Raw genomic sequence first — 11,973 nt, 5'->3', positions numbered from 1 at the left:
TTCGGGGCCCTTTCGACCGGGGGCTATTGACCTTGCGGTTATGTCGCGTGCCTAATCACTGTTTGAGTGCCGACGCGCTGTTCTCCCGCGTTGTTCCCCGCATCGAAAACAGGTGAGGTTTCCGCGATGTACACCCAAGAACGCACGGCAATGTCGAATTTGGTGGTCGGCGGTCCGGTGGCGGTGAACAGCTACGACAACGCCATCGTGGCGGCGCTGCTCGAGAGCCGGCCGGTCATGCTCGTCCACGCCTTCAACGGCGGCTACCTGCGGCCCGCCGAGCTGAAGGAGGAAAGCCACGACAAGGGGGTCGAGCTGGCCACCGCGCTCGACCCGGACACCAAAGAAGCCAAAGGCCATCTCTGGCACATCACCCCCGGCGGCTTCTTCGGACAGCGGCCGCTGTACTTCCTGGAGAGCGCCGCGGGCCAGGTGACACCCCCGCCCCCGGGCAAAGCCGAAGATGAAGCCGAGGCCGGGCGCGGCGACGACGGCGCGCCGAAGCCGCAGCGCAGGCGCATCACCGTCCACCAGGACGCCCCCAAGGATCCGGCCGACACCCTCCGGGTCGGCCTGCCCAGTGAGGTCGGCGACAAGTGGCGCGGGAAGAACGGCGCTCCCGAGGACACCCAGCTCTGGGTCGTCACGGTGACGCCGTGGGGCGGTATCACCTTTGTGCCGATCACCCACCCCGACACCATCCTGGGGTTCAAGGACCACACGGTGGCGGCCGCCGGCGAGGCGCGTCTGACCTACAACTGGGGCGGGGACTTCACCGGAACGGTCATCAACACGTTCTATCCGCGGCTGCCCAGCGAGTGGAACGTCCCCTACCACCACATCTTCACGTGACCTGCGGCCACCGCCGCGCCGTCCTGAGCCCACGCCCCCACCGCCTGGAAGAGGCAGCACGATGCCCGTGCCCACAAAAGAACTGAAGCTGGAGATCGTCAACGCCGCCACGGGACAGACCCTCAGTGCCCGGGCCACGCCGGGCGCGGACGGTGCGCTCGTTGCCCGCGACTTCTCCGCTGACGGCCCGAGCCCGGAACAGTGGCACCTCACCCCCACACAGGACGACCAGGACGGCCAGGCATATGTGATCCGCAACGCGGTCAGCGGCAAGGTGCTGGACAATCCCGCCGCTGAGGACGGCGGCGTGCGCCAGTGGGATGCCGCCGCGGGCAAGGAGAGCCAGCAGTGGCGCGTCGTCCCCGTCGAGGGTGAAGAGGGCCTCTACTTCATCGAGGACGTGACCGATGGCGCCGTTCTCGACCTCGCCGTCCCGAGCAAGGATGGTGAGGGCGACACCCGCATCGTCCTGCGCGAGTACGACGACAGCGCGGCAAGCCAGCGCTGGCGGTTCGTGACGGTCGAGCCCGAGCGCACCAGCGATCCGGTGCTGCGGTGGGCGCCACTGAGCCACTGGAACGGCCGCCAGTCCTGGCGGCTGGCCGACTCGGCCGCGCTGCGGCCGGCACCCGACGCGACCCCCTCCTTCAGCAACGTACTGCTGGTCCTCGAACAGTTCGGAAGCGACCAGGGCGCGGGCAAGTGGATGACCGACGGCTCCAACCGCTCTCCCGGCGGGCAACCGGGCTGGTGGGCCGGTGTCGGTGCGCGTTTTCTCGCCGACACCACGGGAACAGGACGCCAGGACGTCGTCGGGCTCAACCTCAAGAAGGGGGCTGTGGCGGCGTCCGGCAGAGGTGACGGGACGTTCGACGACGAGGAGCGCGTCCTGCACCAGCCCGCACCCTCCTTGAACGGCGCGGACCTGTGGACCCTCGCGGACACGACGGGTGACGGCAGCCCCCACGTCGTCGTGCTCGCCGCTGACGGAGTCCGGATCTCTCCCCAGGACGAGGCCGGGACGTACGCGCCCGCGGGCGGCGAGCCGGCCGTCAAGGCGTTCGGCCGCAGTGAGGAGGCGGGTGGCTGGATCGCCGACAAGCACCCTCGCTTCCTCGCCGACACCACCGGCAACGGCAGGCTCGACATCGTCGGCTGCCATGAGGACGGCGTCTGGATCTCCCTCCAAGACGAGGAAGGGACGTACGCGCCGATCGGCGACGAACCCGCTCTCCGCGCGTTCGGCCACGGTGAGGAGGCGGGTGGCTGGATCGCCGACAAGCACCCTCGCTTCCTCGCCGACACCACCGGCAACGGCAGGCTCGACATCGGCGGCTGCCATGAGGACGGCGTCTGGGTCTCCCTCCAGGACGAGGAAGGGACGTTCGCCGAGCCTCTGTACGTCCTCGACGAATTCGGCGTCGACCAGGGCTGGAGTTCGGCCGAGGAGCACCCTCGGTTCCTGGTCAGCACCACCGCCGACGGATCACTGGACATCGTCGGCTTCGGCCCGCAGGGCGTCGTCGTCGCCCGCGGGCTCGGTGACGGCACCTTCGAACCCCCGAAGCTCGTCCTGAACGACTTCGGGCACGCCCAGGGATGGACGGGCGCGAAGCACCTCCGGCTGCTCGCCGACGTCACCGGAGACGGGAACCCGGACGTCGTCGGCTTCGGCAACGAGGGTGTCTGGGTGTCGCACAGCACCGGCGACGGTCGGTTCGAGCAGGCCCAGCTGGTGTGCCGGGGCTTCGGGTACAACGACGACGCGGGCGCCTGGCGGGTCGGCCGCCACCCCCGCTTCCTCACCGACATCACCGGCGACGGCCGCGTCGACATCGTCGGCTTCGGCGGCCCGGGAGTCCACGTGGCCCGCAACCTCTACCGCCGCTTCAGGACCCGATAACCCCCGAAGGGCCTCCCCAGCCCCATCACGGCGAGCTTGCGGGTCACCGTGGGCTTGGGGCGGCGGTCGCTGGACAGGTGGCGGTAGGGCCGAGATCCCGGCGGACCTCTCCGGAGGCGTGCAGATCGCCGGACGGGTGACCTGGGCGCGGGGCGGGCGTCCGCTCCGCCGGAGGAGGCCCTCGTACCGGTCGCTCACCGACGCCGCCGGTGCCTGAGCGGGGACTCAAGAAAACGCCACCTTGCGGCGAGGCCGGTTCTCCGCCTGGGGCCCAACCAAAGTGGCCCTTAGGCGAGGGCGGTGATCCCTCCGCACGCGCCAGTGGGGATGCCTGTCAGGTGTGGAGGGTAGGGCTGTCGGCTGCGCGTAGCGGTGTCCGAACAGGATTCGCGGTTTCTCACGTATACGGAACTCCGGCACCCTGACCCGGTTGACGTCTAGCTGGTGAAGGCCGGCGATCTTTGGCGAGTTCGGCGGTGCCGGGCACGCCGCGGCGCTGGTAGAGCGCGAGCCCGTGTCTCGGCCTCCACCTGAAGCTGACGGCTACTGCTCGTACGCCCAGGCACTGCCGGTCTGCCGGTACTCCTCCACGGGGATCGGCTCGACCCCGGTGCACATGCGGGCGGTGTAGAGCAGGCCGTCGAGGTGGTCGATCTCGTGGTGAATGAGGCGGGCGAGACCGCGTTCGTACACGGTGGTGACGGTCTCGCCGGTCAGGGACGTGGTCTCGACGGTGATCTTCAGGGGACGGGGGACGAGGCCGCGGACGTCGAAGAAGCTCAGGCAGCCTTCGTACTGCTCGTCCAGTTCGTCGGAGCGGTCGGTGATCCGCGGGTTGAGCAGGATGATGGCGGGTGCGTCGCCGGGCGGCTGGACGACGGCGGCGGTGCGGCCGATGCCGATCTGCGGGGCGGCGATGCCCATGCCCTTGGCGAAGGGGTGGACCTGGCCGATCCGTTCCATGGCGGCGAACAACTCGTCGGTGATGCGCTCGGCTTCGACGCGCTCGTCGGGCAGCGTGAAGGCGCGGGCCGGTTCGGCCAGGATGCCGGCGCCGTGCTGGACGACTCCGAGATCGCGCATCTTCTGGCTGGGCCGCACGTCAATCACCTGAAGTCCCCTTGTTCCGTGTTGTGTTCGGGCCGTGCCCGGAACCTCCACTCAAGACGGTACCGAGCATGGAGGGCGGGCGTGGCCGTGATCCAGGTGAATTGCCTCAGTTCACCGTCGTCGCTGCGGACGGGCGGAGTCCGCAGGGGCGAGGCTTCGGCGGTCATGGAGGTCTCGGTGCCCCACACGACGGGGTCGAGGGAGGCGGGGAAGGCGAGCTGGACTTCGAGTTGTTCGGTGGGTAGGCGGACGGCCCGCTGGAACCAGTTGCCCCATTTGTCGTCGCCGACGGTGTAGGCGTACTCGATCCACACGGACTCGCCGGGGTAGAGCGGGAAGCGGCCGTGTTCGTTGTCGAACAGCAGCCAGACTTCCTTGAAGGCGTCGCGGTCGTGCTTGGCCTGCCAGCGCATCGTCTCGCCGCGGCAGGTGGCGGTGAGATCGAGTTCATCCCAGGTCAGCGGGTGGACTCGGTAGTGGGCGTTGGACTGCTCCGGGTCGCCTGGGTATCGGTCGACGGAGATGCGGATCAGGTAGCGGGTCACCGGTTCGTCGCCGGTGTTCCGCAGCAAACGCCTCATGGTGAGCCGGTAGGAGTGGCCGTCGTAATGGAGGCGGGCGGCGTCGTGTTCGACGACGAGGGCGGACCCGGTGGCGTACGGCTGCTCGGGCCTGCGCTGGGTCGGCGGAGCCGTGGGCTGACGCCGGGACTTCGTCCGGGCCTGCTCGTAGTCGCACCAGCGCCGCCAGATCGCCTTCCCGGCGTTCAGGTGCTCGTCGGCGAGCCTGGCGAACTCCTCGGTGGGCTTGTGGCGCCCGGACTCGACGTGGCTGACGTAGGACGGGTCGAAGCCCATGGCCAGCGCTAATGCCCGCTTGGACAAGCCGCGTACTTCCCGCCATCTGGCTACCTCGGCCGCGAAGTCCTCGGCCGCCTGCTCGACGGTGATCTCCTCGCTATGCGCGTCCATCGAAGCCCCGCTCCGCGTCACTTGGTGAGCATGAATGAACCGTGAGTGATCCAAGTTCATCATTCCGTCACGGCGTACGTTGCCGTTTTCCTTCCCTCAGCGGCCCGGATCGACCCCGGGCGGATGAGGGAGGCGACGCAACCATGCGCGTGCTGTATCTGCTGAACATCTCCAACCCCGACCGGCTGTCTGCGGACTCGGGTTGGATCTTCGCGGATCTGCTGGCCCCGGCCCTGGTCGACGCTGGGGCGGAAGTGACTGTTGCGGCCCCGGCGGCGCCCGGGGATGCCCGCTGCGGATTCCACCGGACGAAGGTACCGGGAACGAAGTACCGGGCCCGGTTCTCGGCGGACATCGACGAGGTGGTGGCTTTGATCGGCGCGGAGAAGCCGGACGTCGTGGTGGCCAACCAGATCGAGGAGGCCCCGGCTGTCCGCACGGCTCTGCTGGAGGCCGGGTCGGATGCGCTGCTGGCCGGGTACTGCCACTACCTGCCGTTTTCGTTCGCGGGCGGCGGGCAGATGCTGCTCGACCCGTCGCTGGATGATGCGGGGCTCGGGAGGCCGGTCCTGCTGGCGTTCGCCGCGGGCCTGGCCGCGTGCGACCGAGTGATGGTCCACTCCTCCACGGCCGCCTCGTGGGTGTCGGCCGCCGCTGCCCGGATGACGCTGGACCTCGGCGACCGGCTACGGGTGGTACCCGCACCGCGTGACGAGCTCCTGGTCCGCGCCCCCGCCACAGTCCGGGCCGCCTCCGGCACGGCGATCGGTGTCTACAACCACCGGCTGTACGCGCACTACGGAACCGAGCAGTTCGTGGATCTGGCCCGCCAGCTCAGCGACTCCGGCACCGTGCGACTGCGGGTCTTGGACCTGTTCGGCCAGCGCCGGGCCGAGCGCAAGGGCCTGGACGACAGTCCCGAGAAGATGCGCGAGAAGCTTGCCGCGCTGCCGCACGTGCAGGTCGTCTCCGACCGTGGCGACCGCGTCCGCTACAAGAACCTGCTGGCCGGCGCCCGCTTCGGCATCGCCCCGTTCCGGCCCGGCTGCCCCTGGTCGATGAGTGTCATCGACTGTCAGGGCATGGGCCTGCCGGTCATCTCGCCCCGACTGGGCTGGCTCGCCGAACACATCGACCCTGAGCTGTGCTTCACCACCCCGGCCGAAGCCGCCGCCCTAGCCGAACGCCTTGCCACGGACGACGAGTTCCACGCCGTCCACGCCAAGCGGGCGCACGCCTCCACCGCCGACTTCGCCCCCGCCCTGGTCGCCGCCCGCTACCTGGAGGCGATCTCGTGACCGGCTTCGACGCCGTGTTCCTCTCCTACGACGAGCCGATGGCCAACTCCCTGCATTCCCGGCTCCAGCGGACGCTCGGCGGCACGGTCAAGCGCCTGCACGGGGTCCACGGGATGCGCCGGGCCTACCGGCTGTGCGCCGAGGTCGTCGAGCGCGAGCAGTTCTTCCTCGCCGACGGAGACTTCGCCATCGACACCGACTTCGACCCCGCCACCGTCGAACCACTGGAGGAAGGCGTCTCCATGCGGGTGTGGCGGGCGGTCAACCCGGTCAACGGCCTGACCTACGGCTACGGCGGCCTGAAGCTGATCCGCCGCAGTGCTCTGCGGGAGATGGGCGACGCCGTGGACGTGCTTGCCGCTCTGCCCGGACGGATCGAATTCGCCCAGCACACCGCCGGGATCACGCGGTTCAACCAGAGCCCCTTCCACGCCTGGAAGGCGGGATTCCGCGAGTGTGCGATGCTCGCCCGCGGCAGCGAGTACGGCATGGCCGACGACGACGCCCACCAGCGCGTCGATGCCTGGATGCGCAGCCGCAGCGGCGAGTTCGCCACCTACGCCGCTGCCGGGGCCAGGGAGGGCGTCTCCTTCGCCCGCCAGGCCGCACGTGACCCGCAGCAGTTCGACCGCCTCAACGACCCCACCTGGCTGCGGGAGAGGTTCACCGCTGCCCATGGGGACCAGGCGGTGTCCGGATGAGGGGCAGGCTCGTGCTCATCGAGCCGTACGCGAACCGCCTGGGCGGGCACCACCAGCGCACACTGGTGGCCCTCGCCCAAGCTCGGCCCGGCAGCCTCGTCATCGCCCCGCACGGGATCGCCTCCGAATCGGTACGTGCCTTGCACGAGGCGGACGCCCGCCTGGTGACCGCACCGGCCGGGTCGGCGGCAACCGTGCTGCTGGCCGTCTCCCGGGTGGTGGCGGGGCTCTCCGCGGCCGGACAGCGTGTGTTCCGCTCGCGCCGCTGGCCCCGCCGTCTGCGGAGGGTGCCGCACCAGATCACCCTCCTCGCCCGCTGCCTGACCGAGGCGTCCGCCCTGCGGTCCTCGCGCCGGTTGGTGTCCGGCGCCGACGCGGTGGTGATCCTGACCGCGAGCGAGGCCCTGCACGGGGCCGCCGCCCTGCTCGGCGGGCAGCCGCACCTGCGGTTCGTCCACGAGGCGGTCACGGCCGAGGATGCCGTCGTGCGACTACTGGGCCGACTCGCCCGCCGGGGCGAACAACGGGTGATCGCCGTGTACCCGACCCAGGTCGTCGGCGATCAGTTCGCAGCGGCCTTCGCCGACCTGCCCGCGGTGGTGGGCGCCTTCGCGGTCGACGACGGCCGCCGCCTGAGCGACGCCGAACGCGACGGAGGCCGGGCCGCGTTCGACATCCCCGCCGCCGAGGCGGTGGTCTGCCTGGTCGGCGGCTGGTGGCCCTACAAGGACATCACCGTCGTCGACGACGCCCTGGCCCGGCTCAAGGAGCCCCTGCACCTGGTGGTCACCGGCTTCCCGCTCGACGAAGCCGTCCTGCAGCGGTGGCGGTGTCTGCCCGGTCTGCGGGTGCACACCGTGCCCGGCCCCGTCAGCGACTCCGTGCTGCGGCTCGTGTACGCCGCCGCCGACGCCGCCCTCGTCACCCGCCGCCCCGGAACCGGCAAGGAATCCGGACTCGTCATGGACGCCGCCCGCCTCGGCGTCCCCCTGATCGTCTCCGAACACGACGGCGCCCTCACTGCCCGCCTGCACGGCCAGCCCTGGGCCCTGACATTCCCCGCCGGCGACCCGGACGCCCTCGCAGACGTCCTGCACACCGTCATCCGCCAGCCGCCCCCGCTGCCCGGACCGGAGGCCCCGGTTCTGCTCGGGATGCGGTCCGCCGCCGAGCAGGCCGACTTCCTCACCCGCACTTTCGCCCCCCTGCGCACGAAGGAGTCCTGAATGCCGAGCACGCTTCCCGCGCTGATCGCCGTCGTCGGCCCCGTCGAGCCGCCGCTGCTGGCCGCCTGGGCCCGCCACTACCGGTGGCTGGGCGTCGAGCGGTTCCTGATCGCCTTCCACTTCCCCGACCACGTCCCCGACCGGCAACGACACGAACTCCAGGCCGCGTGCCGGGAGCTGGGCATCATCCCCACAGGCACCAGCACCGGCCCCTGGCACGAGCACACCAACACTCAGCTCCGCGACGCCCTGCGGCACCGGGCCGGTCCCGGCTGGCACCTGTTTGCCGACGCCGACGAGTTCCAGCAATACCCCGCCCCGCTGAACGAGGTGATCGCCCAGGCCGAGAAGTCCGGAAACCCTGTGGTGGGCGGTCTGATGCTCGACCGCGTCGCCGCGAGCGGACGCCTGACCGGCTGGCGGCCCGAAGGCGGACTCGAACTCGCCTATCCTCTCGGCGGCCACCTCACCCACCGGCTCCTGCACGGCGACCCGAGGAAGATCGTCCTCGCCCGCCACGACGTCACCGTCTCCTCCGGCAACCACCGCGCTCCGGGCCACCGGCCGGACGCGGACCGCATCTGCGCGGTTCACCATTTCAAGTGGCGCTCGGGCGTCCTGGACGAACTGCGCCGCCGGGTCCAGCACTTCGCCTCCGGCACCTGGCAGGAACACACTCCCGCCGTCCGCGACGAGGCAGGCCGCCTGCTGGCCCACGTCGGCCAGCACGGCGGCGTGATCAACACCAGCGATCCGCGGCTCGCCTTCCGGCGGGTAAGCCTGGACCGGATGCCCTTCAGCTGGCCCTCCGAGGCCCGCAACATCTTCACCACCTGGCGCCCGCACGCCCACAGCGGCCAGGATTGACAGCGACACTCTCACTCGCGGACACCACGTCGCGGAAGGATGACCACGTGCCCCTCGCCGTACTCCTGGCCGGCCTCACCGGCTCCGGGAAGACCACCGTCGCCCAGGCCCTGGCCGACCGCGGCTACCTCCGGCTGTCCGTGGACGAAGAGGTCCACCGTCTCCACGGCCGGTACGGCGTGGACTACCCCGAACACACCTACTTCGAGCGCGAACGGCCCGTCGTCGAAGCGACCCGGGACCGGTTCATCAAGGAGATCGAGGCTGGCAACGACGTCATCCTGGACCACGGGCTGTGGCGCCGCGCCGAGCGCGACGCCTGGCGACAGGCCGCCCGCGAAGCAGGCGGCCTGCCCGTTGTCGTCTACCTCCCCGCCGACCGCGACGAACTGCTGCGGCGCCTGACCGAGCGCAACGCACGCGAGGACGCCAACGCGCTGACCGTCACCCCGGAAGCCCTGGACGACTTCTTCGCCCGCTTCGACCCCCCGGCCGACGACGAAGACGTGATCGTCTACACCGGCGACCTGGACGCACTGGTGGCGGCGCTCACCGAGGCCCGGGAGCGGTAAGGCCGCCAGGGTCTTGGTCCGGAGGCCGTCAGCAGCACGACCCATACGGGGCCGTGCCGCTGCGAGCGGCGGGCAGGCGGCGTACCCGGCGCCGCACGTGGAGTCGAAGCCGCATAGCGCGGACTCCACGTGCGGCTCGCGGTGGGTGTGTCAACGTCGCCGCGCCTGGGGCGACTGTGGTTGAGCGGCCGGAGCAGCCGGTGGAGATTGCACCAGCGTGCTCGACCGCCGTGCCGCACTCTGCGCCTGTGCCGCACGTGCGCGGGCGCTGGGCGCCGACCTCGTACGGAGGCGTTCGACGCGCCACGTCAGCACCCGCGCGGGCCGGCGGGCATCATCGAGCGAACGCTGGTCGGCGGCCTGTTGCAGGAGCTGCTTCGGGTCGTGCCCGGCCTTCTCTGAGTCCGCGAGCACGGCAGCGAGCGCGTCGAAGGCCGGATCCTCCAACACCCGTTCCGCGTGATCGGGCATTGTCTGCCGGATGAGGAGCATGTGCCGCTCCACTACCTGCGTGGGTGGCCTGCGCTGGGCGAGCACGGTCAGTGGCGCGATGGCAGTTTGTTCGTAGGCGGCCTGGAGGTGGGCCAGGGCCTGGTGGGCTGCGACCACCTGTTGGTCGTGGTGGCGGAGCTGGTGCCAGCGGGCGGCGGCGGTGACGGCGAGGATCGCGGCGTCGAGGAACATCGCCAACAGGGTGCCGTCCTTGGGGGTGGGCTCGCGGACCATGGCTCGCACGGCACCGCGCAGGGCGCGGGCGTGCCGGTGCTCGGCCTGGATGCGGGAGCGAGTAGCGCGCTCGAACGCCTCGGCTGCTTGACGGAGTTGGGGCTGAATTGCCTGGGCTGCGCGAAGGGGCAGGGCGTCGAGGGCTTCGCCCAAAGCGGCAAGGTGGGCTTGGGCCGCTGTGCCTTCACCGTGCTCAAGGCGATGGGGGATGCGCTCCACGGCGGCGGTGGCCTGATGCCACGAGTTGGTCTTGCGTGGGCCTTGTCGCGGTTCGGTGGCGTCGAGGCGCTTGCGGATCTTGGGAAAGGACAGGTCGGGAGAGAGCTCGGAGCCTGAGTACCAGACCGGCTCCTGCACGGTGTTGACGTCACCTTCGAGGGCGACGGTGTAGCCGCGTACGTCTCCGGACGGGAAGTGCTTGACGTCCACGAGGATGCCGTCGGTGTGCTCCAGCAGGTGGATGAACTCCTCGGTGCTGGCGGCGGCGGCCACGGCGGTACGCACCGTGGTGCGCAGGCGTTCGCGTGCGGTGCGGGCCTGGCCGGCGCGCTTGGTCTTTTCCTGCTCGGCGCGCGTGGGCCGTTTGGCGGCGGTGCGATCCCCACGCGCGACCTGGTGCAGGTCGTACTCCTCCTCGATGGCGGCGAGTTCGCGGTCGGCGGTGAGGTAGTCGTTCCAGTGGCGGGCAGTGCGCAGGTCGGACCGGACCTTGGTGGCGGCGATGTGGATGTGATCGGGCGCGTGGCGGACGGCGACCCAGCGGCAGCCGTCCGGATCGCCCTCGGGCGCGATGCCGGTGGTGGCGACGACGCGGCGGGCGATGTCGGCCCATTCCTCGTCGCTGAGGTGCCGGTCGGTCTCGGCGGCACGGATCGAGCAGTGCCACACGTGCTGCTCGGGGGCGCGGCCGAGGCGTTCGGCCTGCTTGACGTGTAGGTCGAGGTCGGCGACGAGGAGCTTCTTGGTGGCGGCGAAGTCGTCGGTGCGGCCGGGGTCGGGGGCGAAGCCGTCCCAGGAGGCGACCAGGTGGGGGTCGGTGTGGTCCTTGGCCTTCTTGGTGTCGTACAGGTAGCGGATCAGGCCGGTGGTGCTCTTGCCGCTGCTGATTTTCGCGATCACGGGGCCGCCTTGTGGCCGACGGCCTGGTTGGCGGCTGCCGCGATGTGGCGCACGGCCGTAACGACAGCGTCCAGGGTGCGGTCGGTTTGGGCCAGCAGGGCGCTGTCCCCAGGGTGGGGGTGGCCGCCGGAGTTGAGCTTCTTGGCGACCTGGTTGACGTTGTGGCCGATGGCGGCGACCTCGCGGCGCAGGGCGTTGAGTTCGTCGATGTAGTCGTCGAGCGGGGTGCGCTGGCCGGGCACGGTGAGGTCGCCGTGGACGTGGGCGAGGGTGACGACCGCAACGTAGTGGGCGCCGCTGACGTTCAGCGACCTGGCCTTGGCGAGGATGGCGGCCTTCTCCTCGACGCTGTAGCGGGCATCGACCCGCTTCTTGCGCTGGCCGTTCACGTCGGGCTTGCGACGTCGGGCGACACGGTGCAGGGCGGCGACGTCGGCAGCACGTGGCAACAGCGCGTCGGAATCAGCGGCGGGATCGGTGTTCGTCGGCTGTTCCTCCTCGGGCACCCCCTGGTGCCCGAGTGCCTTCGCCACCCCCGGGGCGGAGGCTTCCCCGTGGGACCGGCCTGTGGACGGTCCAGCGGGATACCTTGCTGACGCGATCGTGGGTGCTGTGGCCTTGGCTATGT

At 70.6% G+C, this 11,973-nt stretch carries 11 protein-coding genes; 7 read left to right on the top strand and 4 right to left on the bottom strand.

All coding sequences use genetic code 11. The features are described from left to right. The first annotated feature begins 126 nt into the window (after nt 1–126). Entirely contained in the window at nt 127–852 is a 726-nt protein-coding gene (locus AB0H82_RS02070) for a hypothetical protein (protein WP_362987793.1), read from the top strand. 61 nt (nt 853–913) lie between these two features. After that, nucleotides 914–2,755 (top strand): RICIN domain-containing protein, encoded by a 1,842-nt coding sequence (locus tag AB0H82_RS02065; RefSeq protein WP_362987791.1) that lies wholly within the window; start codon nt 914–916, stop codon nt 2,753–2,755. A 543-nt stretch (nt 2,756–3,298) separates the two neighbouring features. On the opposite strand, the gene AB0H82_RS02060 is transcribed toward AB0H82_RS02065, so the two are convergent. Further along, nucleotides 3,299–3,856 (bottom strand): peptide deformylase, encoded by a 558-nt coding sequence (locus tag AB0H82_RS02060; protein WP_362987789.1) that lies wholly within the window; start codon nt 3,854–3,856, stop codon nt 3,299–3,301. A gap of 5 nt (nt 3,857–3,861) precedes the next feature. Next, nucleotides 3,862–4,836: a helix-turn-helix transcriptional regulator gene (locus AB0H82_RS02055; RefSeq protein WP_362987787.1), complete on the bottom strand. Its 975-nt coding sequence runs from the start codon at nt 4,834–4,836 to the stop codon at nt 3,862–3,864. A gap of 143 nt (nt 4,837–4,979) precedes the next feature. Here AB0H82_RS02055 and AB0H82_RS02050 point away from each other — a divergent pair, with 143 nt between their 5' ends. Genes AB0H82_RS02050 through AB0H82_RS02030 form a run of 5 tightly spaced genes read left to right on the top strand, consistent with a single transcriptional unit; the run spans nt 4,980 to nt 9,500 of the window. Beyond that, nucleotides 4,980–6,134 carry a glycosyltransferase gene (locus AB0H82_RS02050; RefSeq protein WP_362987785.1) on the top strand — a complete coding sequence of 385 codons (1,155 nt, stop codon included), beginning with the start codon at nt 4,980–4,982 and terminating at the stop codon, nt 6,132–6,134. After that, nucleotides 6,131–6,835, top strand: coding sequence for a hypothetical protein (locus tag AB0H82_RS02045; RefSeq protein WP_362987783.1), 705 nt, complete (start codon nt 6,131–6,133; stop codon nt 6,833–6,835). The genes AB0H82_RS02050 and AB0H82_RS02045 overlap by 4 nt, the downstream gene beginning before the upstream one ends. After that, nucleotides 6,832–8,061, top strand: coding sequence for a hypothetical protein (locus AB0H82_RS02040; RefSeq protein ID WP_362987781.1), 1,230 nt, complete (start codon nt 6,832–6,834; stop codon nt 8,059–8,061). The genes AB0H82_RS02045 and AB0H82_RS02040 overlap by 4 nt, the downstream gene beginning before the upstream one ends. Next, nucleotides 8,062–8,928: a glycosyltransferase family 2 protein gene (locus AB0H82_RS02035; RefSeq protein ID WP_362987779.1), complete on the top strand. Its 867-nt coding sequence runs from the start codon at nt 8,062–8,064 to the stop codon at nt 8,926–8,928. A gap of 47 nt (nt 8,929–8,975) precedes the next feature. Next, nucleotides 8,976–9,500: an ATP-binding protein gene (locus AB0H82_RS02030; RefSeq protein ID WP_362987777.1), complete on the top strand. Its 525-nt coding sequence runs from the start codon at nt 8,976–8,978 to the stop codon at nt 9,498–9,500. A 150-nt stretch (nt 9,501–9,650) separates the two neighbouring features. Here the strand turns inward: AB0H82_RS02030 and AB0H82_RS02025 are convergent, their stop codons facing one another. Beyond that, nucleotides 9,651–11,345, bottom strand: coding sequence for a mobilization protein (locus tag AB0H82_RS02025; protein ID WP_362987775.1), 1,695 nt, complete (start codon nt 11,343–11,345; stop codon nt 9,651–9,653). After that, the gene (mobC, locus tag AB0H82_RS02020) at nt 11,342–11,878 is read right to left on the bottom strand and encodes a plasmid mobilization relaxosome protein MobC (protein WP_362987773.1); all 537 of its coding nucleotides are present in this window, start codon (nt 11,876–11,878) and stop codon (nt 11,342–11,344) included. Before mobC ends, AB0H82_RS02025 begins: the two co-directional genes overlap by 4 nt. Nucleotides 11,879–11,973: the final 95 nt, after the last annotated feature.

The sequence above is a fragment of the Streptomyces sp. NPDC050732 genome, assembly GCF_040654255.1.
In the GTDB taxonomy this organism is placed as follows: domain Bacteria; phylum Actinomycetota; class Actinomycetes; order Streptomycetales; family Streptomycetaceae; genus Streptomyces.
Note: the sequence above shows the minus strand (reverse complement) of the source record. Positions and strands in the feature narration are given on the sequence as shown.

What these genes read in the sequence shown, in the direction of transcription:
- AB0H82_RS02070 (WP_362987793.1), top strand. Translation starts at nt 127, where the DNA reads ATGTACACCCAAGAACGCACGGCAATGTCGAATTTGGTGGTCGGCGGT.
- AB0H82_RS02065 (WP_362987791.1), top strand. Translation starts at nt 914, where the DNA reads ATGCCCGTGCCCACAAAAGAACTGAAGCTGGAGATCGTCAACGCCGCC.
- AB0H82_RS02055 (WP_362987787.1), bottom strand. Translation starts at nt 4,836, where the DNA reads ATGGACGCGCATAGCGAGGAGATCACCGTCGAGCAGGCGGCCGAGGAC.
- AB0H82_RS02050 (WP_362987785.1), top strand. Translation starts at nt 4,980, where the DNA reads ATGCGCGTGCTGTATCTGCTGAACATCTCCAACCCCGACCGGCTGTCT.
- AB0H82_RS02040 (WP_362987781.1), top strand. Translation starts at nt 6,832, where the DNA reads ATGAGGGGCAGGCTCGTGCTCATCGAGCCGTACGCGAACCGCCTGGGC.
- AB0H82_RS02035 (WP_362987779.1), top strand. Translation starts at nt 8,062, where the DNA reads ATGCCGAGCACGCTTCCCGCGCTGATCGCCGTCGTCGGCCCCGTCGAG.